This is a genomic window from Rahnella perminowiae, from assembly GCF_019049695.1.
Lineage (GTDB): Bacteria > Pseudomonadota > Gammaproteobacteria > Enterobacterales > Enterobacteriaceae > Rahnella > Rahnella perminowiae.
The window spans coordinates 1-19,044 of the sequence record NZ_JAFMOT010000187.1; the positions used below are offsets into that span (position 1 = coordinate 1).

Sequence of the window (19,044 nt, forward strand, 5' to 3'; positions counted from 1 at the left end):
GCCCACGACCTTGACCTTAAAGCCGGTTTGGGTGGCAACCCAAGGTATTGATTCTAAACCGTCAGTGCATCGGAAGGCACACTCTTAGCAGTGAATTGATTCTCCGGCTCCCGCAACCCCAGATTTCCCCGCAACGTCTCACTTTCGTATTCCGTCCGGTACACTCCCCGTGCCTGCAAAATCGGGATCACACTGTCGGTGAAATCATCGAACGCCGTTGGCGTCCCGCCGCGGACAATAAAGCCGTCGGCAGCGCCCGACGTGAACCAGTGTTCCAGTCCGTCAGCGACGTCTTCGGCAGTACCGGAGAAGGTCGGGCGTGGCGTGGCGGCTTCCAGCGCGGCCTGACGCAGCGTCAGCCCGCGCTCGCTGGCGTTGCGTTTGATTTCATCCGTGGTGCTGCGGAAGCTGTTTTGCCCCAAATTACCTATGTCGGGGAAGGGGGCGTCGGGGTCATATTGCGCAAAATCGTGATGCTCGAAATAGCGGCCAAGATAATCCAGAGCACTTTCCAGCGTCACCAGTTGCGCCGTTTCCTGATATTTGCGTTCGGCGTCGGCGGGCGAGTCACCGATAATCACGCTGATACCCTGAAAGACGCGGATGTCGTCAGCGTCACGGCCGTTTAACACCAGCTGACGCCGGACGTCGAGCCGGAACTCGCGGGCCAGTTCAGGGGTTTCCTGACGGGTGTAAATGGCATCAGCGGCTTCGGCGGCAAAAGCTTTGCCCTGTTCCGATGCTCCGGCCTGAAAGACGATCGGACGGCCCTGCGGCGAGCGTCCGACGTTCAGCGGCCCCTGCACCGAGTAGTATTTGCCGTGATGATTAAGTGTGTGCAGTTTCTCCGGCACAAAGAACTGGCCGGTGGCTTTGTTGCGCACAAAGGCATCTTCTTCCCAGGAATCCCACAGTCCTTTCACCACGCTGACGTATTCACTGGCGATGCGGTAACGCTCATCATGCTCCGGATGTTTATCGCGGGAGAAGTTTTTCGCCGAGCCTTCCAGCGGTGAGGTCACGACGTTCCAGCCCGCCCGGCCACCACTCAGATGATCGAGGCTGGCGAACTGACGCGCGACGGTAAACGGCTCGCTGTAGGAGGTGGATAATGTGGCGACCAGTCCGATTTTGCGGGTGACCAGCGACAGGGCAGAAAGCAGGGTAATCGGTTCAAAACGGTTGAGGAAATGCGGAATAGATTTCTCAGTAATATAAAGTCCGTCGGCGACAAATAAGAAATCAAATTTAGCCTGTTCAGCTCGTTGCGCTAATTGCTGGCAGAACTGAATATTAATACTGGCATCAGCAACCGCATCCGGATGACGCCATGCAGACATATTTCCGGATGCGCCCTGAATAATGGCACCCAGGCGTATTTGTTTTTTCTGACTCATTGTTTCATCCTTATGAGGGTATTATTCAGCCGCTGTTAAACCAGCGTGCGTAATTCAGCGATAGAGCGAACCAGCGGCGCCTGCTCCAGTGCTTCGAATGCCTGCTGGTTGAGAATTTTGCGCAAATAGACCAGTTCCACACCCAGCGGGTTGGTCGCGGTATGAAATAGCTCATAACCCCGTCGCTGATACAACCCGGTCAGCCACGGATGTTTCACCGCCGTTGCCAGATACACCGCCGGTGATTTCAGCGTGTCCCGCAAAAACGTCTCTTCCACGTAGCGGATAATTTCATTGCCAAATCCCTGGCCTTTGGCGTGTTCTGCCACCGCAAACCAGTGCACAAACGGCCATGGCGCAAGATGATTTTTCGCGGGTGTCCACAGAAAACGGGTGGTCAGCGTCGCGGTCAGTACACCGTCTTTTTCCAGCACATAAGTGGTTTCATTACGGATAACATCCCGCACATCCTCAACGCTGGCGCGGGTAATGGTGAAATGAATGTTATGTTCCAGCAGCGGCTCGTAAGCCTTTTGCAAAAGACTGTGCAGCGCCGCTGCTTCAGACTCCTGAGCAAGGCGGATCACATGGCTCATATTCCGTTCCTTTAGTTCACAACACATCGTTAACAATGATTATTAAAGTCAGGGACAAGCGATGTAAAACAACAATAGTTGCTATGCAGTTGCGGGAGATGGAATAGGGGCGGTCATAAAGCTCCCTCCCCTTCGCAGTGGGAGGAGTAAAGAGAAAAACTATCTTCCTTTGCATTTAAGATCCTACGGGCAAGATTTCCAGCCTGTCACGGCGCCAACTGAAACAGAGTGTCTGGCGACAGCGCGCAGGCTTTTTCCCGCGCCACGGCAGAAGGTATGGTGCCGAATTCAGGGGGTTAAGAGCAGGGAGAGGAAGGAAAAGGGCGTTTTTACAACGCCCTGAGGAGATGCTACTACTCGTCTGTAGGGGGTTTCTTGGCCGGTGTACGCAGCGGACGTTCAACAAATTGCATGGTGCGCTTATCGAAATACCGGCTTGGCCAGATGATAGAAGGCGGCACACCGATAGCCTGGCTAATCAGCAACTCACCCTTTGGCCAGGGACGGGTAAGCGCATTGGCTAAGGTGGTTGAACATAAACCCGCCGCGCGTGAAACCGCAGACAGGGTGGTGCCTTTTTTGCGCAGTGCAGCAATGATGTCGGCAGGGTGCCAGTCCTGATTAATCAGGATTTCACCCTCATGTTGCTGAATATATGAGGTAGGAAACGGCAGAAATGTCGGACTATGGGGCAGTTTCATGTGTATTCTCCGATGTGATAGTTAACCACCACCGGAGCTGCGAAACTCTTTTTGGTGGTGGCTCAGACAAGGTTCGCAGTACCGGTCACATCGGAATCCGGCCAGCCCGGGGGCTGCCTTGCCTGAGTCACCATAGGATGTACAAATTACAAGCATCTGCATCTGACAGGTGTACCGAGGCTAATACATAATTATTACATATGTATTTCCGATGTGGTATTCAGGCTGCGAAACCTCGCCGCGTTTTTTTGACGCAGCAAGGCAAATATAACGTAAGCAAGGGTGCTAAACCAACTGGATAACCACTGAGATGGGATTTGCTTTCCAGAGAAAAATATATGTTGCAGAGCTTTGCAGCAGGCATTTTTACCCATGAGGGAGAGGGCGCAAAAAGGCAGGCATATTGCTGAAAATGTCTGCAATATGCCTGTTAAGTGCTTTAATTAGCGGGACGGGTGATTCACTTCCACCGGTCGCAAATCAAAAAGTAATACTTCTGCCTGATCACCGTCCGTAAAGGTGAGTTTATCTTCCTGACGGATACGGGCACCGTCACCGGTTCTGAACTCAATGCCGTTCACTTTGATGCTGCCGCGTGCCACATGGATATAGGCATAGCGGTCAGGATCCAGATCAAACGTGGCCTGTTCTGCGCCGTCGAAGAAACCCGCGTAAATCTTCATGTCCTGACGCACCGTCAGTGAGCCGTTGTCACCCTCCGGCGAGACAACCAGACGGAACTGGCCACGTTTTTCCGCTTCAGCCACAGAAACTTGCTGGTAACCCGGTTTGGTACCCGTTTCAGACGGCACAATCCAGATTTGCAGGAAATGGACATTCTCGTCGCCGGAGTGGTTGAACTCACTGTGTGTCACACCGGAACCGGCGCTCATCAGCTGTACATCACCGGGAACAATCACAGAACCGGTACCCATCGAATCTTTATGCTCCAGCGCGCCTTCCAGAACATAAGAGATAATTTCCATATTGCTGTGCGGATGTGCGCCAAAGCCGCGGCCCGGTGCAACCTGATCATCGTTAATGACCAGCAGGTCTGAGAAACCGACCTGTTTCGGATCCCAGTAACTGGCGAAGGAAAAAGTATGGCGTGAATGCAACCAGCCGTGATCACCCAGGCCGCGTTGTTCAGAGAGACGTTGTTCGATCATGATGTGCTCCTCAGTTTGTCAGGGGGGAAGTGCGTTTGCGCTTCCGATGAACAGAGAATACACGTAAACTAATTTGCTCAACAATGCGCTGGTTTGACTATCACTGTCACGTTTTGGTGGACAATCAGCGGCATGATAATCAAGGATGCGGATAAGATGCAGATAGAAGATCTTCGTATTTTTGTTGCGGTGGTAAAGGCCGGGAGTTTTACCGCAGCGGCTGAACAACTGATGCTATCAAAACAATATGTCAGTCGCCGTATGGCGTCGCTGGAGGCTGGCTTAAATGCCCGGCTGCTCAACCGCAACACCCGTAAACTGTCGGTGACCGAATCCGGTCAGTTGTTCGCGCAACATGCTCAGCGGATCCTCGATGACATCGAAGAAGCCGAACGCGCGGTGTCGCCCAAACGGCAGGCGCTTCAGGGGTCATATCGCATCAGCATTCCGATGTCGTTTGGCATCAGCCATCTCTCACCGCTGATTGCCGAGTTTTTAGGTCAGCATCCGGCTATCCAGTTTCAGGTAGAACTGGTCGACCGCTATGTTGATCTGGTGGGTGAAGGTTTCGACATTGCGTTGCGCATTGGTAATCTGGTTGATTCGTCGCTGGTGGCGCGGCGCCTGGGCGAGCTGAAGCGGGTGATCTGTTGCAGCCCGCAATATCTTCAGCGCAAGGGAACGCCGGAAACGCCGGAGGATTTGCTCAGCCATCACTGCCTGCGTTACGGGCGTGAAGGACAGACCGGCTGGGAGCTGGAGCTGCACGGCAAACGCCGTCTGTTTGATGTGCGCGGGCCGATTGTCAGCAATAACGGTGAAGTGTTACGCGATGCGGCCGTCGCCGGACTCGGGCTGGTATTACTGCCGGAATTTATCGTCGGCCCGGCACTGCAATACGGGGCGCTGGTTCGCGTACTCGATGCGTTTCATCCCGGCCCGCTGAGCCTGCACGCCCTTTATCCGCAGCATCGTCAGCGCAGCGAAGTCACCCGGGTATTTCTCGACTTTTTACAGGAGAGACTCAAGGCACAACTGCTGGTGGCGGTCTGAGAGACATGCTGCGGATGTAAGCCGATCTGTCTCACACTTTTTTGGCGATCACACATAAATCCAGTGTTTCGTAGGATTAGCATCGTTTTTTCCTATAAAAACTGCCGTACTTTCATGTTACGCAAACGTTAACTGAAGGGGCGGGAAATGAATCATTCATCTGAGCAATATCTTGCAGCACTGGGCGCAACACAACCGTTAACGCCGGCACAGGCGGACGAACTGGAGACGCGCGGATACCTGATTATTCATGATGTGATTGACCAGGACTGGCTGGCGGATATGCGTGTCACGTTTGACGCGCTGGTGGAAAAAGAGGGCGATAATCTCGCGGTGGAACATCATCAGGAAGCCACCGCCACCCGTATCGCCAATATGATCAACAAAGGCACTGTGTGGGAAAAGGTCTGGTCGCATCCGCTGATCCTGTCCGTGTGCCACCATATTTTCGGCGGCGCGTTTAAGGTTTCGAGTCTCAATGGTCGTGAAGCGCTGCACCGGGGAGGACATCAGCCGCTGCACGCTGACTGGAAAAAACCGCGTCCGGATTTCCCAAAGGTGCATCTGGTGAATGCAATCGTGGCGATTGACGATTTAAGTGCCGCCAACGGTGCACCACGTATTATTCCGGGCACTCATCACCGCCCTGAATTGCCGGAGGACGTGCTGGCGGATGTCGAATTGCCGCATCCGGATGAGGTGGTGTTTGAGGCACCGGCAGGCAGTGTGATGATCTATAACGCTCATGCGTGGCACGGTGGTACCAATAACCACGCCGGCACACGTCGCCGGGTGCTGCACAGTTTGTATATTGATCGTGCCGATGCGCAGCAGCAGGATCAGCGTAAATGGCTGACGCCGGAAACGGCAAGCCGCCTGACGCCTGCGCAAAAATGGTTGCTCGACGTGCTCTGAATGGCTGTTTCCCTCCGGGCCTGGCTGCCGGTCAGGCTTTTTTATTGCATTTTACCGGGTCTTATAATGGACACCAGAAGGGGCACTATGTGGCAGGCGGGATTACCGCGTATTTGTTAGGTGTATGTTATGATCAAAAGAAATCCTCTGAGAGGCTGCCATGCTGCAAGACGTGATAGAAACACTGTTCCGATCGGTATCCGGCAGTGATGCGTTTGCTGTCCGGTTCCCTGATAATTCCCTGCCTGCGCCCGAGCTGGCCTCGGTGGTTAGTTTTCCGCGTATCGAATTTGTGGTTGAAGGCGAAGTCCGTGATCGCAGCATCGCCGCCGGTAAAGGGCTGCTGAGGCAGGGCGATGCACTGTATATTCCGGGCGGGAAGTGGAATCTGATGGTGTGGGATCAGTCCGCGACAGTGCTGAGTATTCTGTTCAGTAAAGAAAAACTGGGTTTCAGTTTGCAGTTCTGGGATGGCGTGACATTTACCGGTACCGATAAGCAAAGTGTTTCGCGCCTTGGTCCGCGGGTAGGCTCGTTTTTGTTGCAGGCGATGAATGAAATTATCTCTAATCCTGACGACCAGCAAACCGCGCGCTGCGTGGTCGCGGGGTTGTTAAGTCATTGTCAGGAACAGCTCGCCAACCGGGCGCAGATCCTCACCCGCAGCGGTGCGCTGTTTGAGGTCATCAAAAAATATATTGAAGAGAATGCCGCACTGCCGCTGACGCGCGAAAACGTGGCAAAGCGTTTCCATATCACCCCCAATTACCTGTCTCATTTATTTCGGAAATCCGGTGATATCGGCTTCAGTGAGTATCTGAATCATGTCCGGCTGGAAAAGGCGAAACTGCTGCTTAAAGGCTATGAGCTGAAAATCAAAGAAGTGGCAGCCAGCAGCGGCTTTGTTGACAGCAACTATTTCTGCCGCGTTTTTCGCAAAAGCACCGCCCGTTCGCCTTCTGAATATCGCAGTCAGTGGCTGAGCCAGTTGTCGGATCGAAAGTCGTAGCCAGCCTGTAGCCAGAAAGTAAAACATTCCGCACCGCAATGGGGCGAATTGTTTTTTTCTGGTGCAAAAAAACGTCATTTTTTGTTCACTTTTATGCCTCACTGCCCGTCACAATCGCCATATTCCGCTGCTATTCCTCCGTTTTGATAAGTTGGCATTCTGCTTGCTAGGTTGTACATACAAGTTAGTACATGTCAGGTCTGCGAAATGATCACAAGCAGGCGTCCTGTGAAAAACACTCCGTAATGTGGCTGGAAATGTAATGATTTCATTTGAGAACATAAGCAAATTTTACGCAGATGGTACGGTGGCTGTAGACAGGCTGTCGTTCAGTGCGCCGACAGGGAAAATCACCATGCTGGTCGGGCCCTCGGGCTGCGGCAAAACCACCTCGCTGCGTATGATCAACCGGTTAATCGAACCCTCTTCGGGCAGCATTTTGCTGAACGGGCAGCCGACCGCCGGAATGGACCTGGTAAAATTACGCCGCAAAATAGGTTATGTGATCCAGAATGCGGGGCTGTTTCCGCATAAAACCGTGCAGGACAACATCGCGGTCACGGCGTTGCTCAACGGTGCGACACGTACGGCTGCGCGTAAAAAGGCCCTCGAATTACTTGAGCTGGTCGGGCTTTCCCTGTCGATGGCGGAGCGCTATCCGTGGCAGTTATCCGGCGGTCAGCAACAACGGGTGGGCGTGGCACGTGCGCTGGCATCGGACCCGGAATTTATGCTGATGGATGAACCTTTCAGCGCTGTCGATCCGGTGGTGCGCGAACAGTTACAGGATGAGTTTTTAAGGTTACAGCGTGAAATCGGCAAGACCATTATTATGGTTACTCACGATATTGATGAGGCGATGAAATTAGGCGATCAGGTCGCCGTTTTCCGCCCCGGGGGGCGTCTGGCGCAAGTCGCCTCGCCGGTGAAATTACTCAATGAACCGCAGGATGCGTTTGTTGCTGATTTTATTGGTCGTGATCGCGGATACCGTAAACTTTCCTTCGACAGCATCCCCGGGAATATCAGTCTGACGAAAGAACCTGTCATCGAACCGGGTATTTCCGTCAATGCAGCCAGAGCCCTTGCCGGAGAAAGTACCTGGGTGCTGGTGGTAGAAAATGAATGTCCGCTCGGCTGGTATGATGTCACACAAAATAAAATAACCGTGGATGCGGAAGATATTAATCTCGGCAGTACCTTCGCGCCGAAAAATGGCACGCTGCGACAGCTAATGGATGCCGTATTAAGTTCTCCCTGTCAGCGCGGTATTGTGGTAGATGAACATCAGCGTTTTATCGGCACGGCCACTATAGAACACGTCTTTTCACCTTCTTATTCCCGGACTGTGAGGTAGTGCCATGCGTTTTGACTGGTTATTTCAGCAGCGGGAAAATATATTAACGCTGCTCGGCTGGCATATTTACCTGTCTGTTATTCCGGTATTGATCGGGCTGGCACTGGCTATTCCGGTAGGCGGTGTTTTACACCGATGCGGAAAATTTAAAGACGGTATTCTGAATTTATTAGGATTGCTTTATACCATTCCTTCACTGGCGTTATTTGTTCTATTGCCCGGTTTGCTGGGCACAAAGATTCTGGATGTAGTTAATGTCGTGGTGGCCCTGACATTGTATGCATTTGCGTTGCTGATCCGCACCGTATGCGACGGACTGGATTCTGTGGCGGATGATACCCGCCAGGCCGCTGTCGCCATGGGCTACCGACCCTTGCAGCGTTTCCTGAGCGTGGAATTACCGCTGGCCGTGCCGGTCATCGCCGCCGGTATGCGGGTGGTGGTGGTTTCGAATGTCAGTATTGTGTCGATTTCGGCGCTGGTTGGCATGCCGCAACTGGGGGCATTGTTCACCCAGGGTTTCCAGCTGCATTTCCTGACACCGATTATTGCCGGTATTTTCCTGTGCATTGTGCTGGCGCTGCTGCTGGATAATCTGGTGCTGCGTACCGGCAATAAAATGACCACATGGCAACCGAAAAGGAATGCGAAATGATTAACTGGTTGCTGGACTCCGGTCACTGGCTCAATGATGACGGTTTGCTGATGCTCATCTTTCAGCATCTGATTTACAGCATTGAAGCGTTGTTCATCGCGGTGATTATTGCTTTTCCGATTGGTTGCTATGTCGGCCATACCGGTAAAGGTGCGACGCTATTAATCGGCAGCGCCAATGCCATGCGGGCGCTGCCTTCATTCGGGTTAATCATCTTGCTGGTAATTCTGTTCGGGCCGGTATTTGAATCGGACCTGGCTTTTATTGTGCCTTGTCTGATTGTGCTGATTATTCTGGCCTTACCGCCCATTATGATGGGGGTGTATTCCGGCATCCGGGCAATTAACCCGGCAGTTATTGATGCCGCAACCGGTATGGGGTATTCACCGCTGAAACTGTTGCTGGCGGTAGAAATACCCTGCGCACTGGCGCTGATATTATCCGGCATCCGCAGTGCTGCGCTGCAAATTGTGTCTACAGCCACGATTGCAGCGTATGTTTCGCTTGGTGGCTTAGGGCTGCTGATTATTGATGGCCGTGCCCAGAATGATTATCCGCAAATGGTTGCGGGTGCTTTTATGGTGGGAATATTAGCGTTACTGGTTGATATATTTTTCTCTTTTTTAATTCGTTTCATTGTTTCACCAGGATTGCGGCAGCGTGAGCGCCGCCGTAAAAAAACCATTCCTTTATCGAATCACTGAATTATCTACTCACTCATTCCGGAGCCTGACAAAAATGAAATTGAAAAATTTGCTCGCCGTTGCCCTGTTTTCTGCTGCCGTCGTACACGTCCCTGCTGCGTTTTCCGCTGATACGGGGGGCACTATTATCATCGGCTCAGCGGATTTCCCCGAAAGCCAGCTGATTGCCACTATTTATGAGCAGGCACTGGCAGCAAAAAATGTGAAGGTGGAAACCAAACTTAATATTGGCAGCCGTGAGGTGTATATGCCCGCGCTGCTTGATGGCTCCATTAATCTGATCCCGGAATACAGTGGTGCCACCCTGAGTTATCTCGACGAAAAAACGCAGGCTCATTCTTCTGAAGATGTGGCGGCGGCGCTGGCAAAAGCTTTACCGGAAAAAATCAAAATGCTGGATATCTCAGCCGCGCAGGACAGTGATGTACTGGCTGTGACTGAGAAAACGGCCAAAAAACACAATCTGAAAGACATCATTGATCTGGCACCAGTGGCGAAAACGCTGGTTCTGGGCGGTCCGGCAGAATGGAAAACCCGTCGTGAAGGCGTGAGAGGGCTGAGCGAAGTGTACGGCCTGACCTTTAAAAACTTCAAAGTGCTCGACGTCGCCGGCCCGCTGACACTGTCTGCGCTGACCAATAATCAGATTCAGGTCGCGGACATGACCTCAACCGACCCGGCGATTAAAACGAAAAATCTGGTGGCGCTGGAAGATTCCAGACACTTATTCCCGGCACAAAATATTGTGCCGCTGATTGCTAAAGACAAAGCCAGCGAGGTGGTCGAAACCACGCTGAACAACGTGTCCCGACAACTGACCACCAGCGATCTGATCGTGATGAACGGCAAACTGGCGAATTTTGAAAGTGTGGATGCCGTAGCAAAAGAGTGGCTGGCCGGGCACGGGCTGGATAAATGATGACGCGCACTGTCATCTTAGGCACGGCGGAAACCTCCGTCCGTGATATCGCGGATATCGCTTACGGGGCACCGGTGTTGCCGGACCCGTCAGCGTCAGATGCCATGCTGATCGTGCATGAGAAAATCAGGCAGGCGATTGCCGACAACAAAGTGATTTATGGCCTGACCACCGGCGTGGGTGACCTGGTCACTCAGCGCTTATCACCGGAGCAAATTTCTGACGTACAGCTCAATATGCTGAAAAGTCACGCCTGCGGTACGGGGCCGGTGCTGGCGCAGCATGAAGTGCGGGCGATGATGGCGGTGATGATGAAATCGCTGCTGCAGGGCTACAGTGGCGTCAGCCCGGCGCTGGTGCAAACGATGGCCGACATGCTTAACAAGGGGGTGACGCCCTGGTCGCCTGCCAAGGGGTCGGTTGGTTACCTGATTGCCACTGCGCATATCGGGCTGTCGGTGTTTGGTTACGGAAAATCGTTCTATCAGGGCGAACTGTTACCGGCACGGGAAGCGCTGGAGCGGGCGGGGATTGCCGTGCGCATTCCCGGTCCGCGCGAAGGCCATGCGCTGGTCAGCGGCACCTATGAAATCACGGCGCTGGGCTGTCTGGCGGCGCAAGCCTTCCGCGAATTACTGCCGGCGGCGGATGCTGCTGGTGGCATGAGCCTGGAAGTGCTGAAGGGGAATATCCGCGGGTATGATGCCCGCCTTCACGCATTGCGCCCGCACGACGGCCAGCAGGAAACCGCGCGGATTTTGCGCTGTTTCCTGCGTGACAGCGAGATCCTGGATAAATACCGGGATTTTCGCGTTCAGGACGCACTGAGCCTGCGCTGCATTCCGCAAATGCATGGCGCGGTACGGGATGTACTGAGTTACTGCCTGAAAACGCTGACTACCGAAGTTAATTCGGTCACAGATAATCCGGTGTTTATCGTGGAAGAGGGGGAGCTGAATGTTTTGCCGGGCGGCAACGGGCACGGTGCGCCGGTGGCGTTGTGTCTGGATGCACTGGCGATTGCCATTGCGCAACTCAGCACCGGTTCGCAGGCCCGCGCTGACCGACTGACAAACAGTCATCTCAGCGGATTACCGGCTTTTCTGGTGGCCAATGGCGGGGCGCATTCAGGCATGATGATCCCGCCTTACGCTGCGGCCGCGCTGGCAGGGGAAAACCGTGCACTGGCAGCACCGGCCAGCGTGCATACCGTATCCACCTGTGCCGGACAGGAAGATCACATTTCCATGGGGGTAACAGCGGCGCGTAAAGCGATTGATGCCGTTGAAAATGCCATTGATATCGTGGCGATAGAAATCTTGTGTGCCACGCAGGCGGTGGAATTCCACCGTCCGCTGCGCGCCTCAGCGGGCACGGAAACCGTATTGTCTCTGGTGCGCGGGCAGGTGGCCTTCCGGCAGAGTGACGAGGAAATGTATCCGGATATGCTGGCTATCCGTCAGCTGATCGGACAGGGCGATATCTTGCGCGCGCTGACCCCCCTGATTTTCGCAGACCTTGCTGACGGAGAAAATGTATGAGTACATCCGCGACATCACGGCCGCTGGAGGGGGTCAAAGTGCTTGACCTTTCCCGCGTGCTGGCCGGGCCTTACTGCGCTTCGCTGCTCAATGATTTGGGTGCGGAAGTGATCAAAATTGAAATGCCGGGTAAAGGTGACGACTCCCGTGATTTCACGCCGCATATTCATGGTGAAAGTACCTACTTCATGCTGCTTAATCACGGCAAAAAAAGCCTGACGCTGAATCTGAAATCTCCGCAGGGACGGGCAGTGCTGGAGCAACTGATTGAAGGCGCGGATGTGCTGGTGGAAAACTTCCGGCCCGGCGTGACCACGCGTCTGGGCATTGATTATGACGCTGTGAAGAAGATCAATCCGAAGCTGGTGTATGCCAGTATTTCCGGCTTTGGTCAGCACGGGCCGCTGGCGCACAAAGCAGCTTATGACCATGTGATCCAGGCAATGGGCGGCATTATGCAGGTCACCGGCTGGGCGAATGGTGAACCGACCCGGGTGGGGGATGCGATTGGTGATGTGGTGTCGGGGCTGTACTGTTCGTGGGGCATTCTGGCGGCATTGCTGCAACGGGGCATCAGCGGTCTCGGGCAGCATGTGGATGTCGCCATGCTCGACGCGATGGTATCGATGCAAATGGTCTCGCTGACACAACTGCTGGGCGGCATACCGCTGGCCGGGCGACTGGGCAATGCACATCCCATCAGCGCCCCGATGGACAGCTACCGTGCGGCCGACGGTTATCTGGTGATTGCCGTGGCGAATGACAGCCTGTTCCGCCGTCTGGCACAGACTATAGGTAAACCGGAAGTGGTGCAGGATGTGCGTTTTGCCACGGATCCGCAGCGCCTGAAACATCAGTACGCATTACGGGTGCTGATTGAAGAATGGCTGCACGACAAAACCGTGGACGGGGCGCTCGCCCTGCTTGATGCAGACGGCATTCCTGCCGCCCCGGTCTGGGGGCTGGATCAACTGCTGCAAAGCCCGCATGCCGCTGAACGGGGATTACTGCATCAGGTGAAACATCCGGTTGCCGGTGAAATCAGCATATTACCGCAGCCGGTGAAGCTGAGCGGCATGCATCAGATACCCGATTTAATGCCGCCACGGCTTGGTGAACACACGCGCGCCATTCTCAGCGCGCAACTGGGGCTGTCTTCGCAGGAGATGGACACACTGGAGCAACAGGGCGTTATTTAACCGGAGGCAGATAATATGGCATCAACACAGGTTGCGGTGATTGGCGCGGGCACCATGGGTGCGCGCATCGCGGCGGTATTTGCCGCCAGCGGTTTTAAGGTGGCGCTTTATTCGCGTACGGAAAACTCGCTGCACAAGGCTGCAAAAGTGATCGACAGCATCGACGCCGGACTGGCATCAGCGGTCACTTTTACGACATCCCTGGCGGAATGTCTGAAAGGCGCGAAGATTGTTTCGGAAAATATCGCTGAGGTGCTGGCACTCAAACAGCAGATTTTTCAGGAGATCGAAAAACAGGTCAGTGACGACTGTCTGCTGACCACCAACACCTCCAGCGTCCCTGTCGGGCAGATTGCCTGTTCGCTGGCGGTGCCGTCGCGTTTTATTGGCCTGCACTGGTTTAATCCGGCTGATGTCATGCCGATGGTGGAAATTGTCTGCGGGCCGCAAACCAGTGACCAAACGCGTCAGCAGGCCGGTGCATTGTGTCAGCAACTGGGCAAACAGACAGTGACCCTTCATAAAGACGTGCCGGGGTTTATCGTCAACCGGCTGCAATACGCCATGCTGCGCGAGGCGTTGCATCTGGTGACGGCCGGTATAGCCAGCATCGAAGACGTAGATTTTGCTGTGCAAAGCACACTTGCACCGCGCTGGTCGGCGATGGGGCCGCTGAAACTGATGGATTTTGCCGGGCTGGATACGGTGAAGAATGTTGCGGCGATCTTATTGCCGGTGTTATCCCGTGACGACGCGTTGCCGCCGTGGTTGCTGGCGCAAATTGAGCAGGGCCACCTGGGTACCAAAACCGGCGCAGGGTTTTATCCGTGGACGGCACAGGATATTGAAGAAGGGCTCGCGCACCGTAATTCCACAATCCGCGCCATCAGCAGGATGCAAAAACCATGAGCGAACTCATCCGCTGTGAACGGCATCAGGGCGTGGCGCATATCACCCTTAACCGGCCGGAAAAACTCAATGCACTGAGTGCGGAGATGCTGACGCAATTGCTGGAGAAAATGCGTGAACTGGACGGGGATAAGCAGATCCGCGCCATGGTGATTTCCGGCTCAGCGCGGGCGTTTGCCGCCGGCGCTGACACCGGCACGCTGGCTACCGCCTCAGCGATAGCCCTTTACACCAGCGGTTTCAGCGAAAAATGGGATCAGATCGCCGCCATTGAAAAACCCGTGATCGCGGCACTGTCCGGTTATGCGCTGGGTGGCGGACTGGAACTGGCGTTACTGTGCGATATCGTGATTGCTGATGACACAACCGTTATCGGGCTGCCGGAAACACATATCGGGATTATCCCCGGCGCAGGAGGGACGCAGCGGCTGGTCAGGTCTGTGGGGAAATCACTGGCGATGGAAATCATCCTCGCCGGGCGAAAAATCAGCGCCAGCGAAGCGCTGGCTGCCGGGCTGGTCAGCCGCATCACCACACCTGAAGCATTAACGGCACAGGCGCTGACGATTGCGCATAATATTTCCCGTGCCGCACCGCTGGCTATTAAGATGGCCAAAAAAGCCGTGCTGGCGAGTTTCGATATGGGCTTAACGGCAGGCATCAGTTATGAGCGTTCGTTGTCCGCCCTGATTGCGGCCAGCGAAGACCGCAACGAAGGCATGCGCGCACTGGCGGCGAAAGAACAGGCGGTGTTTACCGGCGAATGACCTCCGGCAACGCGAGCCAGGCAATATACAAGGCAGGAATGATGTCAACAAACAGAACGCTATCCGAAGTCATTGCGGACGCCGGAGACGAGCCATCTCCGCTGTATAAGCAGGTGAAACAGGGGATCATCAACCAGATCCTGCACGGGCACTGGCAGCCGCGCCAGCGTGTGCCTTCAGAAAGTGAACTGGTTGCTGAGCTGGGATTCAGCCGGATGACCATCAACCGGGCACTGCGCGAATTAACCACCGAAGGCTACCTGCTGCGTTTACAGGGCGTTGGCACCTTTGTCAATGAAATGAAGGCGTTTACGCCGATGCTGGAAGTCAATAACATTTCTGATGAGATCAAAAACCGCGGGCATTTTCATACTTCCCGCGTTTTGCAACTGGATGAGCAAATTGCCAGTCACAATATGGCAATGAAATTTATGCTGCCGCCCGGCGTAGCGTTGTTCCATTCGCTGATCGTGCATTACGAAAATGATATTCCGGTACAGCTGGAGGACCGGCTGGTGAATCCGGATATTGCACCGTTGTATTTACAGCAGGACTTTACTAAAACGACGCCTTTCGCCTATCTCACCCAGCTGGCACCGCTGACGGCGGGTGAACATACCATTGAGGCCGTGATGGCCGGTAACGACGAGCAGCGCCTGCTGAATATTCATCAGACCGAGCCATGCCTGCAAACCCTGCGTCGGACCTGGCATCATGAAAAAGTCGTCACCTGCGCCCGGCTGTTATATCCGGGCGGCCGTTACAAGATGTTCGGCAGCTTTAAGAAATAAACCGGGCAGGATCAGGCAAGGATTCAGGAGGACTGTGGCTTGTGACTTCGGCGTTAAATTCTATAGTGAATAGGTCATTAACGACTCAGGAATTGACTGATGAAAACTGTCGGATTTGCTGCTTACGATCCTAAAAAACCGCTGGCACCGTTTACCTTTGAACGTCGCGGCCTGCGTGATAACGATGTCGCAATGGAAATTCTGTATTGCGGGGTTTGCCATTCTGATTTACATACCGCAAGAAATGACTGGGGCTGGAGCTACTATCCGATTGTTCCCGGCCATGAAATCGTCGGGCGCGTCACACAGATTGGTAAAGGCGTCACCCGCTATAAACCGGGCGATCATGTCGCTGTGGGGTGCATGGTAGACAGTTGTCAGGAATGCGATCAGTGTAAAAAAGGTGAAGAACAGTTGTGCCGCGAAGGTAATACCGGCACTTACGCGGGTTATGACCGTTTCACCAAAGCACCGACGCAGGGCGGATACTCCAAGCATTTAGTGGTGCGCGAGGAGTTTTGTCTGCGCATGCCGGAAGGGTTAGATCTTGCTAAAGCCGCGCCGCTGCTGTGCGCCGGTATCACCACCTGGTCGCCGCTGAAGACCTGGAACGTCGGGCCGGGCAGCCGCGTCGGCGTGATCGGCTTGGGCGGTCTGGGGCATATGGCGGTCAAACTGGCGGCCGGTCTGGGGGCAGAGGTTACGGTCGTGAGCCGTTCCAATGCCAAAGCAGCCGATGCGCTGGAATTAGGCGCAAGCCGTCTGCTGGTCAGTGCCGACAGTGACGCCATGGCGCAGGCACACGATCATTTTGATCTGATCATCGATACCGTACCGGTCAGACACGACATCACGCCGTATCTGCCGTTGCTGGATGTGGACGGCACGCTGGTGCTGGTCGGGCAGGTCGGGCCGATGGAAGAATTTAACACCGTTCCGCTGCTGTTAGGCCGTCGCCGCGTGGCGGGTTCGCCCATTGGCGGGATCCGCGAAACGCAGGAAATGCTCGATTTCTGCGCGGAGAAAAACATTCTGCCGGATTGCGAAATGATCCGCATGGATGAAATTAATGAAGCGTTTGAGCGTATGGAAAAGGCCGATGTGCGCTATCGTTTTGTGATTGATATGGCCTCGCTGGCCGCGCCTGCGGTGGTGTAATCTCCCTGCGTAAGTAAAACAGCAATGGCTCCTGCGGGAGCCATTTTTTCAGGCAGAAACCGGTACGGTTGCGCGTCTTTTCAGCGGTACGGTGATGAAAATCAGGCATGCGACGACCAGGCCGATGCCCGTCCAGCCCATCGGCGGCAAACGTTCACCGACAATCACGACCGCCAGCACCGCCGCGACCGCCGGTTCCAGCAAGGTTATGGTGGTTGCCATGCTGGCCGGAATGCGCGCAAGGGCATAGCCGAAACAGACATAACCTACAAACATCGGGATCAGCGCCATGTAGGCGCCGACCAGGGCGTTATTCCACGAGGCCAGAAGCGGCGCGCCGGTTACCCACAGTACCGGCATCAGCAATAAACCGCCGAGCCCGAAGGTGGCACCCATTGCCGCACGGGAAGGGACGCCGCGCTGCATTAAATGACGTGCCGCCCAGGAGTAAAGCGCGTAAGTCAGCCCGGCAATCAGGCCAAGCGTCACACCGGCAATCGTATGGTCGCCCTGACCGGAGACGGCATGACCTGCGCTTTTGCCGATGCAAAGCAACACCATGCCCGCTACGCCAATAGCCGCACCGGTCATCCAGCGGCGGGTAAGGCGTTGTCCGTCGAGATAATATTCAATCAGCGCTGACAGCAGCGGGGCGGAACCGATGGAAATCACCGTGCCGACCGTGACGCCCGCCAGATGCATCGATGCGTAAAACGCCAGGGGATAAACCGCGACCGCCAGTGCGCCGGTGAGTAACATGCGGCCGTTTTGCCGCAGTGTTACCCGGCTGGCGACAATCCCTCTGGCGGAAATCAGCGCCTGCAACAATCCACCCAGCCCCATCGCCACGGCCCCGATCGCCAGCGGGCTGACGTCGGGTGCAAATGTCGCAGCCGTACCGGTTGACCCCCAGAGAAAGGAAGCAAATACCACGGCGAGTACACCTGTCATGCGTTCACGAGGCGTTATCGTCATGATGCCTCCATCATTGAGGCCGCCATGTCCATCGCCTGACGGACACATTGACCGTTGCCCTCCAGACCCGCACGCGAAATCGCACCTTCCAGTAAAAAGGAAAAATGCCGTGCCATCAGCCGGGCTTTCGCGTCGTCATCAGGAAACAGTTCCAGAAGATGTGCGGTTACGATGGCTTCGACATGTTCTTTATGCCCGCGCACGGCCTGTCTGCCGGGTGCTCCGGCGGGCAGTTCGGCGGCGGCATTCAGCAACCCGCAGCCACGAAAACCACGCTCATAGGCAAATTCAGCGTGATCGTCATAGGCCTGAAATACGGCGAGCACTTTTTCCTGTGGTGTTTTGGCTTTTTTAACGCGCAGGGCGTACAGCTCCAGCCATTCATCGTGACGGATTTCAATGTACGTCGCGACCAGTGCAGCCTTGGATTCGAAATTGTTATAGAGGCTTTTTTTGGCGACACCGGCGCGTTTGACGATGGCATCAATCCCGGTCGCGGCAATGCCGTCGTTATAAAACAGAACGCGGGCGGCACCGAGCAGCCGGTCACGTGCGGATTCAGGTATGGACATTTTATTTATCTCGTCTTGTACAGATATGAGTAGGTATACCAGTCTACCTACTGCTTGTAAACACCCGGTATGAATAAGAAAAAGTGACGACTTAACCGTGCCTTTAGTACGGGAAAGAGACATAATCCGTTAAAAGCGGCGGAGAGACAGCGGGCTGGAGCCATCCGCCGCAGGCAGAATTGTTGTTAACTTCCGGAGAGATAAAAATGCTTCATGAGTGGTTCAACGCCTTGCACATCATTGCGGGTGTATTGTGGATTGGCGGCATGCTGGCCATGGCGCTGGTGTCGATGGCATATTCGCGCACATCCGGCGCGGCGGAAAGTGCAGGGCAGAAGTTACTGCTTGAGACGGTGCGCAAATGGACGCGCAGTGTCACCAGCCCGGCGATGATCCTGTTGTGGGTGGCGGGCATCGTGATGATTGTCAGTTATGGCAAATTCCCGCATGCCTGGCTGCTGATAAAAATGGTCGTGGTATTGATCCTCTCCGCGCTGCACGGCCTGCTTTCCGGGGATTTACGTCGCCGCGCCACCGGTCAGCCGGTCAAAGATTTCGCCCTGGTGCGCAACGCCGGTGTGGTCATTATTACCGGTGTGATCTTCATCGGTATTCTGGCGATAATCAGGCCCTTCTAAAATTTATTCATTATCCGTA

At 54.7% G+C, this 19,044-nt stretch carries 20 protein-coding genes; 14 read left to right on the forward strand and 6 right to left on the reverse strand.

The features are described 5' to 3' along the window. Nucleotides 1–53 precede the first annotated feature (53 nt). The 4 genes from J1781_RS21695 to J1781_RS21715 all read right to left on the reverse strand — a co-directional run bounded on the left by J1781_RS21695 (nt 54) and on the right by J1781_RS21715 (nt 3,863). Entirely contained in the window at nt 54–1,397 is a 1,344-nt protein-coding gene (locus J1781_RS21695; protein ID WP_129951400.1) for an LLM class flavin-dependent oxidoreductase, read from the reverse strand. 35 nt (nt 1,398–1,432) lie between these two features. Then, nucleotides 1,433–1,993, reverse strand: coding sequence for a GNAT family N-acetyltransferase (locus J1781_RS21700; RefSeq protein ID WP_217234179.1), 561 nt, complete (start codon nt 1,991–1,993; stop codon nt 1,433–1,435). Nucleotides 1,994–2,346: 353 nt separating this feature from the next. Continuing rightward, nucleotides 2,347–2,622 (reverse strand): helix-turn-helix domain-containing protein, encoded by a 276-nt coding sequence (locus tag J1781_RS21705; RefSeq protein ID WP_235174269.1) that lies wholly within the window; start codon nt 2,620–2,622, stop codon nt 2,347–2,349. A 515-nt stretch (nt 2,623–3,137) separates the two neighbouring features. Further along, nucleotides 3,138–3,863, reverse strand: a complete 726-nt coding sequence (locus J1781_RS21715; protein WP_129990656.1) for a pirin family protein — start codon at nt 3,861–3,863, stop codon at nt 3,138–3,140. 156 nt (nt 3,864–4,019) lie between these two features. Here J1781_RS21715 and J1781_RS21720 point away from each other — a divergent pair, with 156 nt between their 5' ends. The 13 genes from J1781_RS21720 (at nt 4,020) to J1781_RS21780 (ending at nt 16,840) form a co-directional block, all read left to right on the forward strand. Continuing rightward, nucleotides 4,020–4,916: a LysR family transcriptional regulator gene (locus J1781_RS21720; RefSeq protein ID WP_217234180.1), complete on the forward strand. Its 897-nt coding sequence runs from the start codon at nt 4,020–4,022 to the stop codon at nt 4,914–4,916. A gap of 147 nt (nt 4,917–5,063) precedes the next feature. After that, complete coding sequence (locus J1781_RS21725; RefSeq protein ID WP_129951395.1) at nt 5,064–5,831, forward strand: phytanoyl-CoA dioxygenase family protein; 768 nt, start codon at nt 5,064–5,066, stop codon at nt 5,829–5,831. Nucleotides 5,832–5,991: 160 nt separating this feature from the next. Beyond that, nucleotides 5,992–6,840: an AraC family transcriptional regulator gene (locus tag J1781_RS21730; protein ID WP_129951394.1), complete on the forward strand. Its 849-nt coding sequence runs from the start codon at nt 5,992–5,994 to the stop codon at nt 6,838–6,840. 262 nt (nt 6,841–7,102) lie between these two features. Next, the gene (locus J1781_RS21735; RefSeq protein WP_217234181.1) at nt 7,103–8,197 is read left to right on the forward strand and encodes an ABC transporter ATP-binding protein; all 1,095 of its coding nucleotides are present in this window, start codon (nt 7,103–7,105) and stop codon (nt 8,195–8,197) included. Nucleotides 8,198–8,201: 4 nt separating this feature from the next. Beyond that, nucleotides 8,202–8,852: an ABC transporter permease gene (locus J1781_RS21740; RefSeq protein WP_129951392.1), complete on the forward strand. Its 651-nt coding sequence runs from the start codon at nt 8,202–8,204 to the stop codon at nt 8,850–8,852. Beyond that, on the forward strand, nt 8,849–9,556 hold the full coding sequence (locus J1781_RS21745) for an ABC transporter permease (RefSeq protein ID WP_217234182.1): 708 nt from the start codon (nt 8,849–8,851) through the stop codon (nt 9,554–9,556). The genes J1781_RS21740 and J1781_RS21745 overlap by 4 nt, the downstream gene beginning before the upstream one ends. Nucleotides 9,557–9,590: 34 nt before the next feature. Continuing rightward, the gene (locus tag J1781_RS21750) at nt 9,591–10,475 is read left to right on the forward strand and encodes an ABC transporter substrate-binding protein (protein ID WP_217219751.1); all 885 of its coding nucleotides are present in this window, start codon (nt 9,591–9,593) and stop codon (nt 10,473–10,475) included. Next, on the forward strand, nt 10,472–12,016 hold the full coding sequence (locus J1781_RS21755; RefSeq protein ID WP_129990660.1) for an HAL/PAL/TAL family ammonia-lyase: 1,545 nt from the start codon (nt 10,472–10,474) through the stop codon (nt 12,014–12,016). Before J1781_RS21750 ends, J1781_RS21755 begins: the two co-directional genes overlap by 4 nt. Then, nucleotides 12,013–13,215 (forward strand): CaiB/BaiF CoA transferase family protein, encoded by a 1,203-nt coding sequence (locus tag J1781_RS21760; protein ID WP_217138698.1) that lies wholly within the window; start codon nt 12,013–12,015, stop codon nt 13,213–13,215. The genes J1781_RS21755 and J1781_RS21760 overlap by 4 nt, the downstream gene beginning before the upstream one ends. Nucleotides 13,216–13,230: 15 nt before the next feature. Next, entirely contained in the window at nt 13,231–14,124 is an 894-nt protein-coding gene (locus J1781_RS21765) for a 3-hydroxyacyl-CoA dehydrogenase family protein (protein WP_217234183.1), read from the forward strand. Continuing rightward, the gene (locus J1781_RS21770; protein ID WP_217234184.1) at nt 14,121–14,891 is read left to right on the forward strand and encodes an enoyl-CoA hydratase-related protein; all 771 of its coding nucleotides are present in this window, start codon (nt 14,121–14,123) and stop codon (nt 14,889–14,891) included. Before J1781_RS21765 ends, J1781_RS21770 begins: the two co-directional genes overlap by 4 nt. A gap of 41 nt (nt 14,892–14,932) precedes the next feature. Further along, nucleotides 14,933–15,682: a histidine utilization transcriptional repressor HutC gene (gene hutC, locus J1781_RS21775; RefSeq protein ID WP_129990904.1), complete on the forward strand. Its 750-nt coding sequence runs from the start codon at nt 14,933–14,935 to the stop codon at nt 15,680–15,682. A gap of 99 nt (nt 15,683–15,781) precedes the next feature. Beyond that, complete coding sequence (locus J1781_RS21780) at nt 15,782–16,840, forward strand: NAD(P)-dependent alcohol dehydrogenase (RefSeq protein ID WP_129951385.1); 1,059 nt, start codon at nt 15,782–15,784, stop codon at nt 16,838–16,840. Between the two features lie 48 nt (nt 16,841–16,888). Here the strand turns inward: J1781_RS21780 and J1781_RS21785 are convergent, their stop codons facing one another. Together J1781_RS21785 and J1781_RS21790 are read right to left on the reverse strand one after the other, a co-directional pair. Next, nucleotides 16,889–17,815, reverse strand: coding sequence for a DMT family transporter (locus J1781_RS21785; RefSeq protein ID WP_129951384.1), 927 nt, complete (start codon nt 17,813–17,815; stop codon nt 16,889–16,891). Beyond that, nucleotides 17,812–18,387: a TetR/AcrR family transcriptional regulator gene (locus J1781_RS21790; RefSeq protein WP_217234185.1), complete on the reverse strand. Its 576-nt coding sequence runs from the start codon at nt 18,385–18,387 to the stop codon at nt 17,812–17,814. The genes J1781_RS21785 and J1781_RS21790 overlap by 4 nt, the downstream gene beginning before the upstream one ends. 206 nt (nt 18,388–18,593) lie before the next feature. Here J1781_RS21790 and J1781_RS21795 point away from each other — a divergent pair, with 206 nt between their 5' ends. Continuing rightward, nucleotides 18,594–19,025, forward strand: coding sequence for a CopD family protein (locus tag J1781_RS21795; RefSeq protein WP_129951382.1), 432 nt, complete (start codon nt 18,594–18,596; stop codon nt 19,023–19,025). Nucleotides 19,026–19,044 lie beyond the last annotated feature (19 nt).